This is a genomic window from Streptomyces noursei (genome assembly GCF_001646665.1).
Taxonomy (GTDB): Bacteria; Actinomycetota; Actinomycetes; order Streptomycetales; family Streptomycetaceae; genus Streptomyces; species Streptomyces lavendulocolor.
Genome location: NZ_LWBU01000369.1, coordinates 50,278 through 70,269, shown reverse-complemented (window position 1 = coordinate 70,269; position 19,992 = coordinate 50,278). Strand labels below are relative to the sequence as shown.

The window sequence follows — 19,992 nt, the reverse complement described above, 5'->3', positions numbered from 1 at the left end:
GTGCCCGCGTGGCCGGTGCCGAAGAAGTCGGCGTCGTAGGGCGCGGACGGGGTGCCGTACGCCGCCGGGGCCGCACCGCCGCCGAACGCGTCGGCGCCGGAGCCGAACGGGCCGGCCGCCGGGAAGGCGGCGTCGTCCGCTCCGGCGAACCGGTCGGCGCCGTCGTGGCCGGGCGCCGGGGCGCCGAACCAGTCGGAGCCGTCGTCCGGCGGGCGGTGGGAGGGGGTCGTCATGCGACAGGACTCCGATCGTCACCGCTGCGCCGCTGGCTCGGAATGGAGCCGGGCGCCTCCACCACGCCGGTCCGGCGCAGCTTCTGCCAGCGCAGCCGGCCGCCGGTGAGAGCGGTGATCCAGGACTGGAGCAGCACCACGTACATGAGCTGCCGGTACAGGAGCTGCTGAAGGGGCAGCGATATCAGGTGCACCATGCGCTCCCGGTCGAGCCGGAAGGCGTACGCGGCGCACACGGCCTGGATGGCGAGGACGCCGAGCCAGGCGACGACGGTCTGGCCGGTGGGGCCGAAGACCAGTCCGTACAGCAGGAAGACGTCGATGAGCGGCGCCAGCAGCGGGAACAGCACCATGAACAGCGACACCAGCGGCAGGCCGACCCGGCCGAACCGGCCGGACGGGCCGCTCTCGATGAGCGCGCGGCGGTGCTTCCAGATGGCCTGCATCGTGCCGTAGGACCAGCGGTAGCGCTGGGACCACAGCTGCTGCACCGACTCGGGCGCCTCGGTCCAGGCGCGGGCCTTCTCCGCGTAGACCACGCGCCAGCCGTCGCGGTGCATGGCCATGGTGATGTCGGTGTCCTCGGCGAGGGTGTCCTCGCTCATGCCGCCGACCCGCTCCAGGGCGTCGCGGCGGAACGCGCCGACCGCGCCCGGGATGGTGGGCATGCAGCCCAGCAGGTCGTACATGCGCCGGTCGAGGTTGAAGCCCATCACGTACTCGATGTGCTGCCAGGCCCCGATGAGCGAGTCGCGGTTGCCCACCTTGGCGTTGCCCGCGACCGCGCCGACGCGCGGGTCGCCGAACGGCTGCACCAGCTCGCGGACGGTGGACGGCTCGAAGACCGTGTCGCCGTCCATCATCACGATGATGTCGTGACGCGCGTGCCGGATGCCGTTGTTGAGCGCCTCGGGCTTGCCCGAGTTGACCTGCCGCACCACGCGGACGTTGGGCAGCCACATGTTCTCGACGATGTCGGCGGTGCCGTCCGAGGAGCCGTCGTCGATGACGATGACCTCGATGGGGTGGTCACTGGCCATGAGCGAGCGCACCGTGTTCTCGATGCACTCCTTCTCGTTGTACGCGGGGACGAGCACCGTGACCGGCTCGGTGACCGGCGCGCCCCAGGTGAAGCCGCGCCTGCGGACCTTGCGGGCGTGCGCGAAGGAGAGCGCGAGCATCAGTCCGAAGCGGCCGATGACCAGGACGCCGATGACGGCGAGCCCGCCGACCAGCACCGAGGTCGTGCTCTCGGAGACGGCGACGGCCGTGACCCAGGCCCGGCCCTTCCACAGCTCGAAACCGGTGACCGGGGTGTGGGCGCTGGGCGCGCCGAGCGCCTCGGTGAGGACGGTGAACTCGTACCCGCGCTTCTGCATCTGCGGCAGGAAGCGGTCGAGCGCCTCGACGGTCTGGGAGCGGTCGCCGCCGGAGTCGTGCATCAGCACGATCGCGCCCTGGGTGCCCTTGGGCGTGGAGCGCTTGATGATGGCGTCGGCGCCGGGGCGCTTCCAGTCCTCGGAGTCGGTGTTGTTGAAGGCGGTGATGTAGCCGCGGCTGCCGATGTACTGGGTGACCGGCCAGGCCTCGTTGTCCAGGGCGCTGGAGAACGACGAGTACGGCGGGCGGAAGAGCGAGGTGCGCACGCCCGCGGCGCCGGCGATCGCCAGCTGGTTCTGGGACAGCTCCCAGTCGATGCGGTTCTTCGTCTGGAACGACAGGTCGGGGTGGTTGAAGGTGTGCAGGCCGACCTCGTGGCCCTCGTTCACCATCCGCTCGACCAGGTCGGGGTGGCGCGAGGCCATGGTGCCGGTGACGAAGAAGACGCCGTGGGCGTCGTACTCCTTCAGCTTGTCCAGGACGCGCGGCGTCCAGACCGGGTCCGGGCCGTCGTCGAAGGTCAGGACGAGCTTCTTGTCGGGCACGCTGAGCGCCTTGGGGGCCTTCGCGTCGCGCGCGTCGATGACCGGTCCGCCCTTGAGGATGTGCTCGGGCACCTGGTCGTAGGAGACCGGCGGGCGTACGCGGTGGTCGGCGAGGATCTCGCTGTGGACGTAGCCGCGCAGCATCAGCATCGCGAGGAGCGCGACCAGGAAGAGGGAGGGCAGCAGATAGCGCATGGGCAGCCTGCGCCGGCGGACGCGCCGCTGCTTCTGGGCACGCCGCCTGCCGGGGGAAGTCATTTACTGTGCGCCTTCCGCGGCCATCTGCTGGCCGCCGCTCTCTCCGACCGGCGGGTCGGTGGGTTCTTCCGTCGGGGGCGTCGGGGTGGTGTCCGTGGGTTCCGGATCAACCGTCTCGGGCGGGTCGACGGGCGGCGGCTGCTGGGTGGTTCCGCCGTCGGTGGGCCGGACGGGCGTGGGCCGGTCGGCGGGCTCCTCGCCGGTGCCGGTGCCTCCGACGGTTCCCGGGCTGGGGGTGGCGTCCGGGGCGGACGAGGCGCCCGGGCGGGGGACGGTGGGCACGCCCTGCGTGCCGCCGTCGACGGGCTGCGGAATGACCGCGCCCGTGGAGTCGGTGGGGGCCGGGGCGCCGGGAACGGCGCCGGGGGTGTCGGCCTCGGGCGCGTCGCTGCTGCTGGGCGCGGGCTCGACCTGGGTGGTCTCGGTCTTCTTCTCGTCGGCGGGGCCGGGTATGAGCAGCCAGGGGGCGGAGGAGTTGCCGCCGATGACGGAGACGACGAGGGTGATGGCGTACACCGCGCAGGCGGTCGCGAGGACCCAGCCGAGCCGGCGGAGCTTCTTGGAGCGGCGGCCGCTCTCGTCGACGAAGACCGGCCCGTCGGAGGGCTCGTGGTCCGCCGGCGCGGACGGCGCGGCGGGGGCCGCGGCCGGGGAGCCGGCGGGTATGGACATGGTGACCGCCGGGAGCTCGGCGGTCAGGACCGCGTCGGCGTCGGCGGGCGTGCCGCCGAGCGGGCCGAGGGCGTCGGCCCGGTAGGCGATCGTCGCGTCCTCGTGGGCCGCGGCGCCGCCCGGATGACCGGGCTCGTCGGGCCAGGACGTGAAGCCGCCGCCCGCGTACCCCTGGGCGTCCGTCGCGAAGGCGTCGCCGGCGGGGTGGCCGGGCGTGTCGGCCGGATGACCGCCGCCACGGTGTCCGAACGCGTCGAAGGCGCTGAGACTGTCGAGCTGGACGGTGCTGTCGTGTGGCTCGTTCTGGTGCCCGTTCCAGGCACTTTCTCGCCGATTGTCCACTGTTGTACGCACATCCCCCACTGAACGGACCTTGGGTGCGCACACGGACCGCTTGGGTACTCGCACCGGACCGGGCCCCCACCCTGCCGGAGCGCCCCCACCACACTGCACCCGGACAATGAATGTAGCGCACGCTTGTGACGACAGTGCTTATGGTTCATTGATTCGGGCACATGTGCGTCAAATCACCCTCGGTCAGCCACGCTCCGGCGGGCCGCCTGAGCCACCCCTCCGACGCGGCCAGCTCGGCCGCCGCCGCGCGCAGCGCCTCGACGCCCGGATGCTTCAGCCCCTTGCGCCACACCAGCGAGACCGGTGAGAGCGGTACGGGGTCCACCAGGGGCCGCCGCACGCATCCGGGCATGGCCGGAAAGTCCACGGAGACGAGGACGGGGGCGCGAGTTTTGGCCATGACCCGGCGGAACTCCTCGAACCCGATCGCCACCGGGGCCGGCGGCGCCACCTTGATGCCGCGACCCGCGAAGAGGCGCTCGGCCAGGTCCGTCCACTCCCTGGTGGCCGGGTTGCCGGCGCCCGCGTACACGGACTCCCCGGCGAGCGCGTCCAGCTCCACCTCCGGCCGGGCGGCCAGCGGGTGGCCGTCCGGCAGCAGCACGGCCATCGGCTCCCACCGCACGGGCTGGGCCGACAGCCGGGCGCGGACGGCGGGGGCCAGCCCGGCGAACCGGCCGAAGGAGACGTCCATCCGCCCCGCGAGGATCTCCGCCGCCGCGCCGGTCAGCCCGCTCTGGTAGCGGGCCATCAGCTCGCACTCGGGAGCCAGTTCGCGGGCCCGCGCCAGCACCCGGCCGCTGATCATGCCGTCGGTGTTGAGATCCACCAGCAGGGGCCGCGACCGGTCCGCGAAGGCGGCGCCCAGGTCGTCGTGGGCCGCCAGCACGGCGTGCGCGTGGGGCAGCAGCCGCTCCCCGTCCACGGTGAGCAGCACCTGGCGGGTGGTCCGGGTGAACAGCTCGGTGCCCAGCTCCCGCTCCAGTCGCCGGATGTCCCGGCTGAGCGCCTGCTGGGCGACGTACAGCCGGGCGGCGGCACGTGTGAAGTGCAGCTCCTCGGCGACGGCCACGAAGGCGCGCAGGAGCCGGGGTTCCATGTCATGGGCCACGCGCCGAATTTACAACCGTGGTGCGTCAATCGGCTCCCATCAGGTGTTGGACCATCGGCGGCCGGCGGCCCGAGGCTGATCGCATGCCGCAGCCGAACAGTGCCCCGCCCCTCGCCCTCGCACCCGAGCTCCTCGTCCTCGCCCCCCGTTACCGGGAGCCCCGTCACCAGGCCCCCTCCCCCGCCCCTGCCCCCGTGCCACCGCGTCGGGCGGCGCGGGGGACGCGGGGGGCGCGGGGGACGCTCGCCTCCTACCGCCGTCTGTTCGCGACGCCGGGCGCCCGGGCCTTCACCGCCGGGAACCTGGTGGCGCGCCTCCCGATGGGGATGTTCAGCGTGAGCGCGGTGATCATGATCGCCGGGGAGTACGGCTCCTACGCCCTGGCAGGCGCCGTCACCGCCACCGGGCTGGCCGCCACCGCGCTGGTGGCACCGTTCACGGCCCGCCTGGTCGACCGGCACGGGCAGGCGCGGATCGCCGTGCCCGCCACCGTGCTCGCCGTCCTCGGGTCGCTGGCCCTGCTGCTGTGCGTGCGCCACCACGCGCCCGCGTGGACGCTGTTCGCCGCGTACGCCGCGACCGCGACCACCCCGAACACCGGCGGCATGTCCCGCGCCCGCTGGGCCCATCTGCACCGGGGCGACCCCGCTGCCCTGCACACCGCGAACGCCTTCGAGCAGGCCGTCGACGAGCTGTGCTTCATGGTCGGCCCGGTCCTCGCCGCGTTCCTGTGCGCCGCCCTGTTCCCGGAGGCGGGGACCCTGGCCGGCGCGGTGCTGCTCCTCACCGGTGTGCTGGTCTTCGCGGCGCAGCGGGCCACCGAGCCGCCCGTCGCGCCCCGCACCGGGACGGCGGGCACCCCGCTGCGCGCCCCCGGCATGCCGGCGCTGCTGGTGGTGTTCCTGGCGACCGGCGCGGTCTTCGGGTCGATGGAGGTCGTGACGCTGGCGTACGTCGACGGCCCCGCGGCCGGTGCGCTGCTGGCCCTCCAGGCGGCCGGTTCGTGCGCGGCGGGCCTGGCCTACGGCTCGCTGGCGGTGCCGGGCGGCGACGTACGGCGCCGGCTGCTCGGCTGCCTCGCCGCGATGACCGCCCTGATGGCGCTGCCGCTGCTGTCGGCGGCCGGCACCGGCTCGCTGCTCGCGCTGGGCGGCTCCCTGCTGCTCGCCGGCATGGCCACCGCGCCGACCATGGTCACGGGAATGACGCTGGTCCAGCGGGTGACGCCCGCGGCGCAGCTCAACGAGGGCATGACGCTCGCCGTCACCGCCCTGCTCGGCGGCATCGCGGCGGGCTCGGCGGCCGGCGGCTGGACGGTCGAGCACCTGGGCGCCGCGACGGGGTACGGCGTGCCGGTCGCGGCGGCGGCGCTCGCCCTCGCCCTCGCGGCGGGTACGGGCATGACGAAGGCCCGGCTGCCGTGAGGCTGCCGGGCCTTGCGCCCACATGGGGTGACGGGTCCGGGGGCACGCCCCCGGAGGTACCGCTCGTGGAGATGGCGGGAATCGAACCCGCGTCCAACGGTGCAGAATCAGGGCTTCTCCGTGTGCAGTCCGCTGCGATTTTCTCGGCCCCGGAGATCACGCGGACAAGTCTCCGACGGGCTCAGTCACTGTTTGATTTCCCTCTACACCCCGTGACCGGGCCTAGAGGTTTAGTTCCCTAGCTGATGCCAGGATCCGGGTCGGGAACAGCCCCGGGCTGACACTTCGCAAGCTCGCTACTTAGGCAGCGAGGGCGAAGGAATCGCGCTTGGTGTTGGCGATTATTTTTTGCGACATATGGTTTACGAGATCATTGCCGCTTCCTCGACACGCTTCCCCTGCTTCGACATCCGCTGTCGAAACCGATCATCCCCATGTTGATTTTTCAAACCCTGCCCCCGAGGGGGCTCGCCCCCGCTGTGAGGGGCAGGTGCCATCGTACGTGACCAACGCCCGACGGTGCCAGCCTATTCCGGCGGGGGGCGGACGCGTCCGGCCCCGCGGGTCCGGGTCGGTGCCCGGGGCCGGGCTCGGTGCGGGACCCGGTGTCAGGCCCGCTCGCGGCGCTTCACCGCGGAGATCACCCGCTCCGCCTCGCGGCGGTCCTGCTTCTCCCGGAGCGTCTGGCGCTTGTCGTACTCCTTCTTGCCCTTCGCCAGCGCGATCTCGACCTTCGCCCGGCCGTCCTTGAAGTACAGGGAGAGGGGCACGATGGTGTGACCCGTCTCCTGGGACTTGGACTCCAGCTTGTCGATCTCGTGCCGGTGCATCAGCAGCTTGCGCTTGCGCCGGGCGCTGTGATTGGTCCACGTGCCCTGCGCGTACTCCGGTACGTGCACGTTGTGCAGCCAGGCTTCGTTGCCGTCGATCTGGACGAACCCGTCCACCAGCGAGGCCCGCCCCTGGCGCAGCGACTTCACCTCGGTGCCGGTCAGCACCAGACCGCACTCATAGGTGTCGATGATGGTGTAGTCGTGCCGCGCCTTCTTGTTCTGCGCGATCAGTTTGCGCCCTGTGTTCTTTTCCTTGGCCATAGTGCCGCCATTTTCGCACTACGAGCGGCCCCCGAGGCCACTCAATACCGTGCGGGCCCGCTCCTCGGCCCGGTCGGCGACCACCACGTCCGGGACGATGCCGCGGCCGTCGACGCCGTGCCCGGCGGGGGTGCGGTAGTGCCCCACGGTCAGCTCGGCGACCGATCCGTCCGGCAGGCGGCTGGGCAACTGCACCGCGCCCTTGCCGAAGGTCCTGGCCCCGACCGTGACCGCCCGGCCGCGGTCCTTGAGCGCCCCGGCCAGCAGCTCGGCCGCGCTCATGGTGCCGCCGTCCACCAGCGCCACCAGGGGCCTGCCGGTGTCGCCCCCCGGCTGCGCGTACAGCGCCCGGTCCTTGCCGTGCACGTCGTACGTGGCGACGAGGCCGCCGTCCAGGAAGGCGGAGGCCGCCGTGACGGCCTCGGTGACCAGGCCGCCGCCGTTGCCCCGCAGGTCCAGCAGGACACCGGCGCCCTCGGGGGCCCCGCGGACCGCATCGCGCACCCGCAATCCCGTGCCCTTGGTGAACGCCGCGACCTTGATCCTCAGCGCCCCGCCGGACAGCCGCTGCACGGTCACGTCCTCGGTGGCGAGGCTGGCCCGGCGCAGCGTCTCGGTCCACGCGCGCGTGCCGCGCTGCACCCCGACCGCGACCGGCGAACCGGGCTCGGCGCCCTCGCCCCGCAGCAGGGCGACCACCTCGGCGGCGGACCGGCCGTCCACGCGCCGGCCGTCGACCGTGCGGATCCGGTCCCCGGCCCGCAGGCCCGCCCGGGCCGCCGGCCCGCCGCCCTGGACGCGGGCCACCTCGATCCGGCCGTCGGCCGCGCGCCGGGCGGACAGGCCGACGCCCGTGTAACGCCCGTCGAGCGCCTGCTCGAACTCCTCGTACTCGCGCTGGTCGTAGACGACCCCCCAGCGGTCGCCGCTGCGGCTGACGACCTCCTCGGCCGCCTTGGCGCCGGACTTGCCGTCCGCCATGGCCTCGGCCGCCGCCCGCGCCAGCTCCCGCTGGTCGACCTCGCCCCGCCCGGCGCCGCTGCCCGGCACGGCCCGGGCGACGGACCGCTCGGGCGGGTTCTCCTCGTGGGGCAGGCGGTCGGTCACCGCGGCGGCGAGCAGTACCGAGGCGAAGACGAATGTCAGGGCCGCCCCGCGGCTGCGAGCGCCGCGGGGCCGGGTACAGAACTCGGGGCCCAGCATGTCGCCCACTCTAGGACAAGGAAAAGGCGCCGTACGGTTGTTGACCGCACGGCGCCACGGGCGATCGTCACACCTTCAGGTACTTGCGCAATGCGATGGCAGCCGCAAGGGAGGGCATCAGAAGGCCGATGACCACGACGAGCGGGAGCACCGTGATCACCGCGTCCCAGCCGATGAAGTTGACCAGCGGCATGCTCTGCGCCAGGTTGAGCCCCGCGTCGATCATGAAGTACCGGCCGACCAGCAGCATCACGCAGGCCACCGCGCCGCCGAGCAGGCCCGCGACGGCGGCCTCCATGATGAACGGCATCTGGATGTAGAAGCTCGACGCGCCGACCAGCCGCATGATGCCGGTCTCGCGGCGCCGGCTGAACGCCGAGACGCGCACGGTGTTGACGATCAGCATCAGGGCGATGACCAGCATCAGCGCCATGACGCACAGCGCGGCGACGTTCATGCCCCGCATCATCTGGAACAGGTTCTCCAGCGTCTGGCGCTGGTCCTGCACGGAGTGCACACCGGCCCGCCCCGCGAACGCGGTCGCCACGACCTTGTACTTCTCCGGGTCCTTCAGCTTGACCCGGTACGACTCCTGCATCTGGTCCGGCGTGATGATGCTGGCGATGGCGGTGTCGCCGTACTGCTCCTTGTAGTGCTTGTACGCCTCGTCCGCCGTCTCGTGGTGGACCTTCTCCACGATGTTGTCGAGCTTCTTGAGGTCGGCCTCGATCTCCTTCTTCTGCTGGGCGGTGACCGCGCCCTTGTCGCACGTGCCGCCGGCCGCGGCGTCGTTCTTGTTGCAGAGGTAGATCGTGACGTTGACCTTGTCGTACCAGAAGTCCTTCATCACGCTGACCTGCTCGCGCATGAGCAGCGCACCGCCGAAGAGGGCGAGTGACAGAGCCACGGAGACGATGACGGCGAAGGTCATCGTGAGATTGCGACGGAGGCCGACACCGATCTCCGACAGTACGAACTGGGCGCGCATCGCGTGCGTTCAGCCTTTCCTTGCTGCTGGGTTGCTGCGGGTGCTGCTGCTCAGTGCTGGTAGCCGTAGACGCCGCGCGCCTGGTCGCGTACGAGACGGCCCTTCTCCAGCTCGATGACCCGCTTGCGCATCTGGTCGACGATGTTCTGGTCGTGCGTCGCCATGATGACGGTCGTCCCGGTGCGGTTGATCCGGTCCAGCAGCTTCATGATGCCGACGGAGGTCTGCGGGTCGAGGTTGCCGGTCGGCTCGTCGGCGATCAGCAGCATCGGCCGGTTGACGAACGCGCGGGCGATGGCGACCCGCTGCTGCTCACCGCCGGAGAGCTCGCCGGGCATCCGGTCCTCCTTGCCGCCGAGGCCGACGAGGTCGAGGACCTGGGGGACGGCCTTGCGGATCTCGCCGCGCGGCTTGCCGATGACCTCCTGCGCGAACGCCACGTTCTGCGCGACGGTCTTGTTGGGCAGCAGGCGGAAGTCCTGGAAGACGGTGCCCAGCTGGCGGCGCATGTGCGGCACCTTCCAGTTGGACAGCCGGGCGAGGTCCTTGCCCAGAACGTGCACCGTGCCGTGGCTGGCGCGCTCCTCGCGCAGGACCAGCCGCAGGAAGGTGGACTTTCCGGAGCCGGAGGACCCGACCAGGAAGACGAACTCGCCCTTCTCGATCTCGAGGGAGACGTCCCTGAGCGCGGGGCGGTTCTGCTTCGGGTAGGTCTTGGAGACGTTGTCGAATCGGATCACGGGTGCACCACGGTCGGCAGGGAGTATAGGTGTGCGTGACCATACGCGACTGGGCATGCCACGTGCAGTCGCCGTCCAGCCTTGCCCTTTTTGTCCGTGTGTGCCAAGGGGCCGGGCGGGCGGGTGGTCCGGTGGGGCGCGCCTAAACTCTCCGGACCTGGCACAGTGGTAGGGGGAACGGATGCGTTTCCCTGAGCGTTGTGCGGAGAGAACCTGTGTGCACAGTCCGCGTCAGTGCACGGTCCGCGTCTGCGGCTCCGCCGCGCGGGAGGAGGAGAGCGCATGACCTATGACCGATTGGTGTGCGCCAACTGCGCGGCGCCCGTCAACGAGGGCCGGTGCCCCGTCTGCCGGGCGAACCGGCAGCGCCTCCAGCAGGAGGGCCCCTTCGGAGGGCTGAACCCGGTGGCCCTGCTGACGCTCCTGCTGCTCCTGGTCGCGGCGGTGGCCCTGCTGGCCCACCAGACCGCGTAGGAGTCCCCCGCAGGTCCCCGCACCCCCACGGTCCGTACGTCCGTCGCGCGCCCGCCGCGCGCACGGGAAAGGGCCCGGGCGGCCGTTCCCGGCCCGCCCGGGCCCTTTCCGTGTCATTCGACGGCCGGTCGGTTACGCGACCGTGCGGCCGCCGCCCACGAGGCGCGGCAGCATACGGAAGCCGATGCCACCGGCGATCATCGTCGCGGCGCCGATGAGCAGGAACGAGGTCTCGGCGGCGCCCGTCTCGGCGAGCTCCTCCTTGGCCTCACCCTGCTCGACCGGCTTGGAGCCGGCGGAGTCGGTGTCGGTGTTGTCGGCGCACTCGGCACCGTCGAGGTCGACGGTGCAGGTGCCGGCGTCGTCGCCGCCGGTCACGGAGCCGGTGGTGGAACCGCCCGCGGTGGAGCCGCCCTGGTCGCCGCCGGTGCTGCCGCCGGTACCGGTGGTGCCGCCGTTACCGCCGGTGGTACCGCCGTTGCCGCCGGTCGTGCCGCCGTTGCCGCCCGTGGAGCCGCCGTTGCCGTTGCCACCCGAGTTGCCGTTGCCACCCGAGTTGCCGTTGCCGCCGGAGTTGCCGTTGCCACCGTCGGTCGTCCCACCATCGGTGGTGCCACCGTCCGTGGTCCCACCGTCGGTCGTGCCGCCGTCGGTCGTCCCACCATCGGTGGTGCCACCGTCCGTGGTCCCACCGTCGGTCGTCCCACCGTCCGTGGTACCACCGTCGGTCGTGCCGCCGTCGGTCGTCCCACCATCGGTGGTGCCACCGTCCGTGGTCCCACCGTCGGTCGTCCCACCGTCCGTGGTACCACCGTCGGTCGTCCCACCGTCGGTCGTCCCACCGTCCGTGGTGCCGCCGTCCGTGGTGCCACCGTCGGTCGTCCCACCATCGGTGGTGCCACCGTCGGTGGTGCCACCGCTGTCGACACCGCCCGGGTCGCCGTCGTTGATCCCGAGGCCGGCCTCCAGGCCGCCCTCGTTGGCCTCGGCGCGGACGCCGATGCCGGCGACCTCGACGTCTATGCCGACCGCCGAGGCGGCGCCCGCCGCGGTCAGGGACGCTCCGGCCGCGATCACCGCGCCGGCTGCGATCCGCGCCACGCGGACCCGCGTCATCTTGGTCATCTGCCTGCTACCCCCAGTAGCTGATTCGAGCATGGAGCAGCGCTCGGGGCAGCGGACCTGGGGGTCTGGCTCACATGCTGCCCCCGATCACACGCGCCCCAGTCATGCGCATGCCGCGCGTCAGCTTTCCCAGTTTTCGTATGAGCGTCAAGGCGGTTGCGCGTGCGATGCCCGAAATGATCAGAGTTGCCTGGGGTGCAACGATGCAACTGTGACGTAAAAGGCGAACAACGGCCTGTCAAAGGCCAGTTCCCTTGTCGACAAAGCGAGGTGGCGTCCGGTGCGGCGCTTGCGCCAGCGAATGGCGCCGAGGTACGCGAACGGCGCCGGACCGCCCGCACAGCGGGCCGTCCGGCGCCGAAGTCGCCGTCTGTTCCGGGGTGTTGGCCCGGGTCTACTTCTCCTGCTGCTTCCGCCAGCGGATGCCCGCCTCCAGGAAGCCGTCGATCTCGCCGTCCAGGACGGACTGCGGGTTGCCGACCTCGAACTCCGTACGCAGGTCCTTGACCATCTGGTACGGGTGCAGGACGTACGAACGCATCTGGTTGCCCCAGGAGTTGCCGCCGTCGCCCTTGAGGGCGTCCATCTTGGCCTGCTCCTCCTGGCGGCGGCGCTCCAGCAGCTTCGCCTGGAGGACGTTCATGGCGCTCGCCTTGTTCTGGATCTGGGAGCGCTCGTTCTGGCAGGAGACCACGATGCCGGTCGGGATGTGCGTGATGCGCACGGCCGAGTCGGTGGTGTTGACGCCCTGCCCGCCCGGGCCGGAGGCACGGTAGACGTCGATGCGCAGCTCGGACTCGTCGATCTCGACATGGTCGGACGACTCGACGACCGGCAGCACCTCGACGCCCGCGAAGGACGTCTGGCGGCGGCCCTGGTTGTCGAACGGGGAGATGCGGACCAGGCGGTGGGTGCCCTGCTCGACCGAGAGCGTGCCGTAGGCGTACGGCGCCTTGACGACGAAGGTGGTCGACTTGATGCCGGCCTCTTCCGCGTACGACGTCTCGTAGACCTCCGTCGAGTACCCGTGCCGCTCGGCCCAGCGCAGGTACATGCGCTGGAGGCGCTCGGCGAAGTCGGAGGCGTCCACGCCGCCGGCCTCCGCGCGGATGTTGACCAGCGCCTCGCGCTCGTCGTACTCACCGGAGAGGAGGGTGCGGACCTCCATCTCGTCGAGGGCCTTGCGGACGGAGACCAGCTCCGCCTCGGCCTCGGCGAGGGTGTCCGGGTCGTCCATCTCCTCGGCGAGCTCGAAGAGGACGGCGAGGTCGTCGATACGACTGCGCAGCGCCTCGGTCTTGCGCACCTCGGCCTGGAGGTGCGAGAGCTTGCTCGTGATCTTCTGCGCCGCCTCCGGGTCGTCCCAGAGGGACGGGGCCGCGGCCTGCTCCTCGAGCACGGCGATGTCTGCCCTCAGCCTGTCGAGGTCCAGGACGGCCTCGATCGACCCCATGGTCGAGGAGAGGGACTTCAGCTCTTCGGATACATCGACGACTGCCACGACACCAGCGTAACGGCTGCGTGCGACAGCACGGGCCCCCCGGGAGCGTCTAGGGCTGTGACGGGGCCGACTGCTTGGAGTCCTGGGGCGGGACGCCCCCGTCCTCCTCGGCGGTCGCCAGGTAGCCGCCCAGCCCGGCGGCGGTGACCAGGGCGAGCGCGGCGACACCGAGGGTGATGCGGCGCTTGCGGACCGCTTCCGACCGGTGCCGGGCGGAACCGGGACGCCGGCCGCCGGCGGGGCGGGGTGCGCGGGCCGTGCCCCGGGGGCCGCCGGACAGCTCGTCGGGGGCCGGGACGCGCATCGAGGTGTGGGTGTCCCGGTTGGAGTCGGTGGACGAGCCCGGCACCAGCGGCACGGCGGTGCGGCGCGGGGCGTCGGGGAGCGTGGGGTACGGATCGTCGTCGTACGCATCCGCGGCGGGCTCGGAGTCCGGCTCGTCCACGTCGAGCGGCGGCATGCCGGCCACGAGCGGCAGGAGGTCGTGCAGGCGGGCGGCGAGTTCCGAGGCGCGCAGCCGGGACGCGGGGGCCTTGGCCAGGCACTGGACGATCAGCTGCCACAGCTCGTCCGGGATGCCGGGGAGCGGGACGACGGTCTCGGTCACGTGCCGGCGCAGCACCGCGCCGGGGTGGCCGCCGCCGAACGGCGTGAAGCCGGCGAGCAGCTCGTACAGCACCGTGGCCAGGGCGTAGATGTCGACGGAGGCGCGCGGCGGGAGGCCCTCGACGATCTCCGGGGCCACGTAGTCGGGCGTGCCGATGACACGGGTGGACTTGGTGCGTCCGGGGGTGTCGATCAGCTTGGCGACGCCGAAGTCGGTGAGGAGGGCCGGGTGGGCGCCGCCCGGGCCGAGCGGGCCCTCCATGTCGAGCAGGATGTTCTCCGGCTTGACGTCGCGGTGGACGACCCCGGCGGCGTGCGCGGCGGCCAGGGCCTCGGCGACGTCGGCGGCGATCGAGACGGCCGCCGCGGGGGCGAGCCGGCGCTCGCGGTCCAGCCGGGTGCGCAGGTCGGTGCCGCGGACGAGGTCCATGACGAGGGCGAGGTCGTTGCCGTCGACGACGAGGTCGCGGACGGCGACCACGCGCGCGTGGTCCAGCCCGAGCAGGGCGGTGCGCTCCTGGACGAAGCGTCCGACGAGTTCCTGGTCGGAGGCCAGGTCCTCGCGCAACAGCTTGATGGCGACGGGGCCCTCCGGGCCCTCGCCGAGCCACACCGTTCCGGCACTGCCCCGCCCCAGGATCTGGTGGGCCGTGTACCGGCTGCCGATCTTCCGTGCCAAGACTGCTCCCTCAGCGGCTGGCGTTCCCGACAAAGTTACGCGGGCGCGGGCGCCGGTACTCACCACCGAGGGGAAATCGCCCCTCGGAAGTCGACAAAGCGACTGGGTTACTGCCCCGCGGGCGTGTCGCCGGTGGAGCCGGAGCTGTTGCCGAGTTCCGAGATCCAGTCGGAGACCGTGGTCACCCCGTCGCTGATGGCCTGCCAGTAGCTCTTGCCCTCGGCGACCCAGTCCTGGAGCGGCGTGAGCTCCCAGATGAGCCAGCCGGCCACGACGAACAGCACGATCGTGAACAGGCAGCCCTTGAGGCAGCCCAGACCCGGGATGCGCATCGGGTTGGCGCTGCGCTGCCGGGGCGGCCGCGGCTCGCGGGGCGGTCTCGGCGCCGGCGCCTGCGGCTGCTGCGGCTGGTGGTGCTGGGGCTGGTGGTGCTGCGGCTGCTGGTACTGCGGCGGGTACTGCTGCGGGGGCGGCGGCGGCGCGTACTGCTGCCGCTGCGGCTGCGGCGGCCGCTGCTGCGGGCGCTGGTGCTGCGGCGGGTACTGCTGCTGCGGGCGCTGCTCGTGCCGGGGCGGCTGCGGCGGCTGCTGCGGCGCCTGGCGCTGCGGACGGCGGCGCAGGGGGTCCTGGCTCGGGTCGAGGTACTGGACCTGGGTCTGCTCGTTGCGGTCACGGGCGGCGCGCAGCTGGCTCTGCCACGGGTGCGGCTCCTCCGGCTGCGGCTGTCCGTCCGGCCTGGGCGGCACGGGCGGCATGACCGCGGTCGGGTCGGCGGCGCCGTGGCCGCCGTGGCCCCCGGCGCCGCTGGTGGGCAGCACGCTGGTGGGGGCTGCCGGGTCGTACTGGCCCGCGTTGCCCGGCAGGACCTGCGTGGGGTCCGCCGCGCCCGGGGTCTGGGGGACCGGGGCCGGCGCCGGGTCCGGGGCGAGGAGGGCGCCCACGCCCTCGGCCGCCTCGATCTGGGCGGGCGTGGCGTGCACACCGATGCCGGAGGCGACGGTACGCAGGCCACGGGCGAGGTTCTCGGCGCTGGGGCGGCGCTCGGGGTCCTTGCTGAGGCAGCGCTCTATGACGGTCCACAGCGGGCCCGGCACCGTGGAGGGGCGGCGCGGCTCCTCGCTGAGGTGGCGGTGGAGCACCTCCAGCGCGGTGCCGCCGGCGAACGGCGGCCGGCCGGTGACCAGCTCGTAGAGGAGGATGCCCGCGCCGTAGATGTCCACGGCGGACGTCTGCGGGCGGCCCTCGGCGGACTCGGGCGCCACATAGGCGGGCGTGCCGACGAATTCGTGCGTACGGGTGAGGCCGGGGCTGTCCGCGAGGCGCGCGATGCCGAAGTCGGTGAGCATCGGGTGCATCTGGCCGTCGCGCTCGGCGAGCAGCACGTTGGCGGGCTTCAGGTCGCGGTGGACCACCCCGTCGGCGTGGCTGGCGGCGAGCGCGTCGGCGATCTGGGCCGTGAGCAGCGCGGCGGCGACCGGGCTGAGCGGGCCGTTCTCCCGGATGTACCGGTGCAGGTCGGGGCCGTCGACCAGGTCCATGACGAGGGCGAGGAGGTCGCCCTCGACGACGAGGTCGCGGGTGCGCACGATGTTCGGGTGGGTGAGGCGGAGCAGGACGGAGCGCTCCCGGAGGAAGCGCATCACCACGTCCGCGTCGTTCGCGAGCTCCTCCTTGAGGACCTTGATCGCGACGGTCTCGCCGGGCTGTCCGGGCACGGCCGCCTCGGCGCCCGCGGTCTCACGCTGGCGGGCTCGCCAGACGGTGCCCGTGGCGCCGCGCCCCAGCGGCTCCTCGAGCAGGTACTTGCTGCCTACCGGCCGCACGTCATGCGCTCCCTGCGATCGTGGTCCTTGCCTGTCCGAGCCCCCCTCTCGGGTCCGCCCGGGTGTCCGCCCCACTGTAGTGCCGGACGGCGGCACACCGGCGGGTCGTCCTCCGCTCCCGTCCGACCCTGCAAGACGCGTGCGGAGGGGACACGGTTGCCAGGGTGACACGACTCTCGCCGGCGCACATGATCCCAAGGGGTGTGCAAGCAGGCGTTTTCCTGACCGGGTCCGACCGATCAAGATCATTTCTTGGTGGGCCGGGGACGAGTTGTCAGTGCCAGGTGGGAGGATGCCCCCAGCACGGCGCATCGCGGGGTCGGGAGCCCCGTGGTCCGTGCCGACCTGACCGGACGACGCGTCCGTGGCGGGTGGGGGGAGATCGGGACGGGCCATTCCCTCCGCCGCCGGGCGCGCCGCGCAGAAGGGACCGCTGACGGCGATGCAGATCCGGCTGACCGTCCTCGCGGCGCCGACCGGCGGCCAGGCCGCGGGACGCGCCTGTGACGTGCTTGTCACCGCCCCGGCCGGGACCGCGCTGGCCGCCGTCGCCTCCGGGCTGGCCGCCGCCGTGTCGGGCGCCGACTCCTCGGGCGCCGTCGTGCTGTACGCGGGCGGGGAGCGGCTGGACGCGCAGCGCCGTGTGCTGGGCGAACCGCCCCTGGTGGACGGCGCGGTGCTCTCGCTCCACGTGCCCGGCGAGGACCACGCGCCCCTGGACGGCGCGGCGACGCGGCTGCACGTGGTGGCCGGGCCGGACGCCGGAGGGGTCCACCTGCTGCACCCCGGGCAGATCCGCATCGGCCGCGCCGCCGACGCCGACGTGCCCCTCGACGACCCGGACGTGTCGCGCCTGCACTGCGCGGTGACCGTGGCGGACGACGGCCGCGTCACGGTCGCGGACCTGGGCTCCACCAACGGCACCACCCTGGACGGCGACGAGGTCGGCGCCCGGCCGGTCCGCCTGACGCCGGGCGCCCTGCTGCGTCTGGGCGAGTCGACGCTGCGGCTGACGGCGGGCCGGCCCGCGGCCGACGGCTCCCCGCTGGCCACCGCGCCCGACGGGGAGGGCCACCTCCGGGTCTCCCGCGCGGGCGCCACCGCCACGGCCGGGCCCGGGGCGGAGGGCGACCCGCGGGTGCCGCGGCAGGCGGCCCGGCGCGCCCCGGACGGGGACGGCCGGGCGCCGTCGGCGGGCGCCCCGTCGGACGGTACGGGCGCCGGGGCGCACACCCCCGCGCCGCTGGCCGCCCCGCACCCCGGCGCCGCCCCGCGGGCCGTCCCGGCGCAGGCCACCCGCGCCCGGACCACCCCCGCGCGGGGCACTCCGGTCGGCGCCACCCTGGACGTCACCGGCGACGCCCCCGAGGCGCCCGCCGCCGCTGCTCCCGCCGGCCCGGTGACCGCCTCCGCCCCCGGCCACCCGCCGGCCCACGCCCCCGCCCCCGTCCGTAAACGGGGCATAGGTGCCTGGGCGCGGCGGCTCACCGGCGGGCGGGCCGACGGGCCCGCCGAGGCACCGCAGGGCCCCCGCCCCGCGCTCCCCGGAGGCCGCGCCGTGCACGAGACCTGGCCCGACCCGGCCACCGTGCTGCTCACCGCGCTCGGCCCGGGGCCGCGCCTGTGGGAGCGGGGTCCCGGCCATCCGGAGGCGCTGGCCGTGCGGCTGGGCACCACCGACCGGGCCGACCTGTCCGCCGTGCCGGTCACCGTGGGCCTGCGCGAGGCGGGGTCGCTCGGGCTCGCCGGGCCGCGGGCCCGCCTGCTCGGCCTGACGCGCTCCGTGGTGGCCCAGCTGGTCGCGCTGCACGCGCCCGCCGACCTGGAGGTGGTGCTGCTCAGCTCCGCGCGCCGCGCCCGCGAGTGGAGCTGGCTCGGCTGGCTCCCGCACGTGCGCCCGGCCCATGGCCAGGACTGCCGGCTGCTGCTGGCGTTCGACCACGAGCAGGCGGCCGCCAGGACCGCCGAGCTGACCCGGCGCCTGGACGACGGGCCACTCGGCCCCGGCTGGGCGAGCGCCGACCGCAGGGCCGTCGCGGAGGCCGCCGAGCGGCACGGCGCGGAGTGCGGGACGTACACGGTGGTGATCGTGGACGGCGACCCGGGCTCGGCCGAGCTGCGCGAGACGACCGCGCGGCTCGCCGGTGCGGGCGCGGCGTCCGGCATCCACCTGGTGTGCCTGGCCGAGACGCCGGCCGCCTCGCCGCTGTCGCCGGTCATGGAGACGTACGAGACGGCGTGCGCCGCGTCGCTCGCGTTCCGCGAGTGCGGGGCGGCCGCGCTGCTGTCCGGCGACGTGGCGACGGCGTTGCGCCTGATGCGCACGGCCGGCGGCCGGCCCGCCGGTCACGGCACGGTCGGCACGGTCGACGCGGTGTCCGCCGCCTGGGCCGAGCGGTTCGCCCGGGCGCTCGCCCCGCTGCGGGCGGAGCGCGAGGAGCACGCGGGGGGCGCCGCGGCCGGGGGCACCGCCCCGCGCGGGCGCGCCACCGCCGTACCCCTGCCGCCGTCCTCCCGGCTGCTGGACCAGCTGGGGCTGGCCCGCGCCACGCCCGCGTCCCTGATGGCCCGCTGGGCCTCGGCCCCGGACGGCACCGCCGTGCTGGGCACCGGCCCGCGCGGGGCGCTGTCGGTGGACCTCACCACGGAGGGCCCCCACCTGCTGATCGAGGGCCCGGCGGGCAGCGGCCGCACCGAGCTGCTGCGTTCCGTCGCCGCCTCCCTGGCGGCCGCGTCCCGCCCCGACCGGCTCGGGCTGCTGCTGGTCGACGGCGCGGGCGGCGGGCGCGGTGACGGCCTCGCGCCCTGTACGGAACTGCCGCACGCCACGGAGCACCTGGTGGCGTCGGACCCGGTGCGGATGCGTGCGTTCGCCCAGGCGCTCGGGGCGGAGCTGAAGCGCCGCTCGGAGCTGCTGGGCCGGCAGGACTTCGCCGAGTGGCACACCCTGCGGGAGGTCGCGGACCGGATGGTCGGACCGCGCCGCCCCTCGGACCAGGGCCGCCCCCACGAGCCGGGCGGCCGCCCCCACGAACCGGCCCGGCCCGGCGACCCGGCCCGCCCCGGCACCCCGGCCGGGTCCGCCGGCCCCGGCGAGCCGGACGGCCTCGACGGGCCGCCCACCGGCACGCTCCGGCTGCGCCCCGCCGCCCGTGCGGCGAAGGACGACGTCCCGCCGCCGCTGCCCCGCCTGGTCGTGCTGGTCGACGACTACGACGCGCTGGTGGCACCCTCGCTGGGCAGCCCCGGCCGCCCGGCGGCGGGCTCGGTGGTGCGGGCGCTGGAGGCGGTGGCCCGCGACGGCCACCGGCTGGGCGTCCACCTGGTGGTGACGTCCGCCCGCCCGGACCGCACGGCCGACACGGAGCTGGCCCGCCAGGCGCGGCTGCGGGTGGTGCTGGACGCCCCGCCCGCCTCGCCCGGGCCGGACGTCCCCGCGCCGGGGCGCGGCCGGCTGGGGCACCCGGACGGCCGGGTGACGCCCTTCCAGGCGGGCCGGGTCACCGGGCGCATCCCCCGGACGGCCACGCAGCGGCCCACCGTGGTGCCGCTGGAGTGGGAGCGCATGGGCGATCCGCCCACCCGCCGCCCGGTGCGCGAGCTGGGCAACGGTCCGACGGACCTGGCGCTGCTGGCCAGCGCGCTGGACCGGGCGGCCCGCTCGGTCGGGGCGGCACCGCTGCCGCCGCTCGTGCCGAGGACCCACGCCTGACGACCGCGCCCGGCGGCCCGGTCCGCCGGAGGGCTGACAGCACGTCACGACCCGATCACGATCCCCGACT

Annotated in this window: 14 protein-coding genes, 1 other RNA gene and 1 pseudogene; 3 read left to right on the top strand and 13 right to left on the bottom strand. The window is 73.9% G+C overall.

Annotated elements, in window-relative coordinates; all coding sequences use genetic code 11:
* From A4V12_RS27640 to A4V12_RS27625, 4 genes and pseudogenes are all read right to left on the bottom strand, one after another.
* Positions 1 to 233 (bottom strand): annotated as a pseudogene (locus A4V12_RS27640) (hypothetical protein); the annotation flags it as partial.
* Complete coding sequence (locus tag A4V12_RS27635) at positions 230 to 2,416, bottom strand: glycosyltransferase (protein WP_079137391.1); 2,187 nt, start codon at positions 2,414 to 2,416, stop codon at positions 230 to 232. The pseudogene A4V12_RS27640 and the gene A4V12_RS27635, both read right to left, overlap by 4 nt.
* Complete coding sequence (locus tag A4V12_RS27630) at positions 2,417 to 3,442, bottom strand: hypothetical protein (RefSeq protein WP_159028947.1); 1,026 nt, start codon at positions 3,440 to 3,442, stop codon at positions 2,417 to 2,419.
* 145 nt (positions 3,443 to 3,587) lie between these two features.
* On the bottom strand, positions 3,588 to 4,541 hold the full coding sequence (locus A4V12_RS27625) for a LysR family transcriptional regulator (protein ID WP_064072161.1): 954 nt from the start codon (positions 4,539 to 4,541) through the stop codon (positions 3,588 to 3,590).
* A 95-nt stretch (positions 4,542 to 4,636) separates the two neighbouring features.
* On the opposite strand from A4V12_RS27625, the gene A4V12_RS27620 reads away from it, so the two are divergent.
* Positions 4,637 to 5,977 carry an MFS transporter gene (locus A4V12_RS27620; protein ID WP_107415527.1) on the top strand — a complete coding sequence of 447 codons (1,341 nt, stop codon included), beginning with the start codon at positions 4,637 to 4,639 and terminating at the stop codon, positions 5,975 to 5,977.
* A 63-nt stretch (positions 5,978 to 6,040) separates the two neighbouring features.
* Here the strand turns inward: A4V12_RS27620 and ssrA are convergent.
* From ssrA to ftsE, 5 genes are all read right to left on the bottom strand, one after another.
* Positions 6,041 to 6,411: a transfer-messenger RNA gene (gene ssrA, locus A4V12_RS27615) on the bottom strand.
* Positions 6,412 to 6,585: 174 nt separating this feature from the next.
* Positions 6,586 to 7,071, bottom strand: a complete 486-nt coding sequence (smpB, locus tag A4V12_RS27610; protein ID WP_064072159.1) for an SsrA-binding protein SmpB — start codon at positions 7,069 to 7,071, stop codon at positions 6,586 to 6,588.
* An 18-nt stretch (positions 7,072 to 7,089) separates the two neighbouring features.
* A complete protein-coding gene (locus tag A4V12_RS27605; protein WP_064072220.1) occupies positions 7,090 to 8,274 on the bottom strand; it encodes a S41 family peptidase in 1,185 nt (394 codons plus the stop codon).
* Between the two features lie 67 nt (positions 8,275 to 8,341).
* Positions 8,342 to 9,262: a permease-like cell division protein FtsX gene (ftsX, locus tag A4V12_RS27600; protein WP_064072158.1), complete on the bottom strand. Its 921-nt coding sequence runs from the start codon at positions 9,260 to 9,262 to the stop codon at positions 8,342 to 8,344.
* A 50-nt stretch (positions 9,263 to 9,312) separates the two neighbouring features.
* A complete protein-coding gene (ftsE, locus tag A4V12_RS27595; protein WP_064072157.1) occupies positions 9,313 to 10,002 on the bottom strand; it encodes a cell division ATP-binding protein FtsE in 690 nt (229 codons plus the stop codon).
* A 282-nt stretch (positions 10,003 to 10,284) separates the two neighbouring features.
* Between ftsE and A4V12_RS27590 the strand changes: the two genes are divergently transcribed.
* Positions 10,285 to 10,476, top strand: coding sequence for a hypothetical protein (locus A4V12_RS27590; protein ID WP_064072156.1), 192 nt, complete (start codon positions 10,285 to 10,287; stop codon positions 10,474 to 10,476).
* 132 nt (positions 10,477 to 10,608) lie between these two features.
* Here A4V12_RS27590 and A4V12_RS27585 read toward each other — a convergent pair whose 3' ends face one another.
* From A4V12_RS27585 to A4V12_RS27570, 4 genes are all read right to left on the bottom strand, one after another.
* Complete coding sequence (locus A4V12_RS27585) at positions 10,609 to 11,601, bottom strand: hypothetical protein (protein ID WP_064072155.1); 993 nt, start codon at positions 11,599 to 11,601, stop codon at positions 10,609 to 10,611.
* A 394-nt stretch (positions 11,602 to 11,995) separates the two neighbouring features.
* Positions 11,996 to 13,102 (bottom strand): peptide chain release factor 2, encoded by a 1,107-nt coding sequence (gene prfB, locus A4V12_RS27580; protein WP_064072154.1) that lies wholly within the window; start codon positions 13,100 to 13,102, stop codon positions 11,996 to 11,998.
* A 49-nt stretch (positions 13,103 to 13,151) separates the two neighbouring features.
* A complete protein-coding gene (locus tag A4V12_RS27575; protein ID WP_064072153.1) occupies positions 13,152 to 14,387 on the bottom strand; it encodes a serine/threonine-protein kinase in 1,236 nt (411 codons plus the stop codon).
* 107 nt (positions 14,388 to 14,494) lie between these two features.
* Positions 14,495 to 16,210, bottom strand: a complete 1,716-nt coding sequence (locus A4V12_RS27570) for a serine/threonine-protein kinase (protein WP_064072152.1) — start codon at positions 16,208 to 16,210, stop codon at positions 14,495 to 14,497.
* A 442-nt stretch (positions 16,211 to 16,652) separates the two neighbouring features.
* On the opposite strand from A4V12_RS27570, the gene A4V12_RS27565 reads away from it, so the two are divergent.
* A complete protein-coding gene (locus A4V12_RS27565) occupies positions 16,653 to 19,922 on the top strand; it encodes an FHA domain-containing protein (protein ID WP_064072151.1) in 3,270 nt (1,089 codons plus the stop codon).
* The last annotated feature ends 70 nt before the right edge of the window (positions 19,923 to 19,992 follow it).

Coding starts and splice junctions, on each gene's coding strand:
- A4V12_RS27635 (WP_079137391.1), bottom strand. CDS start 2,416: ATGACTTCCCCCGGCAGGCGGCGTGCCCAGAAGCAGCGGCGCGTCCGC.
- A4V12_RS27625 (WP_064072161.1), bottom strand. CDS start 4,541: ATGGAACCCCGGCTCCTGCGCGCCTTCGTGGCCGTCGCCGAGGAGCTG.
- A4V12_RS27620 (WP_107415527.1), top strand. CDS start 4,637: ATGCCGCAGCCGAACAGTGCCCCGCCCCTCGCCCTCGCACCCGAGCTC.
- smpB (WP_064072159.1), bottom strand. CDS start 7,071: ATGGCCAAGGAAAAGAACACAGGGCGCAAACTGATCGCGCAGAACAAG.
- A4V12_RS27605 (WP_064072220.1), bottom strand. CDS start 8,274: ATGCTGGGCCCCGAGTTCTGTACCCGGCCCCGCGGCGCTCGCAGCCGC.
- ftsX (WP_064072158.1), bottom strand. CDS start 9,262: ATGCGCGCCCAGTTCGTACTGTCGGAGATCGGTGTCGGCCTCCGTCGC.
- A4V12_RS27590 (WP_064072156.1), top strand. CDS start 10,285: ATGACCTATGACCGATTGGTGTGCGCCAACTGCGCGGCGCCCGTCAAC.
- A4V12_RS27585 (WP_064072155.1), bottom strand. CDS start 11,601: ATGACCAAGATGACGCGGGTCCGCGTGGCGCGGATCGCAGCCGGCGCG.
- A4V12_RS27565 (WP_064072151.1), top strand. CDS start 16,653: ATGCAGATCCGGCTGACCGTCCTCGCGGCGCCGACCGGCGGCCAGGCC.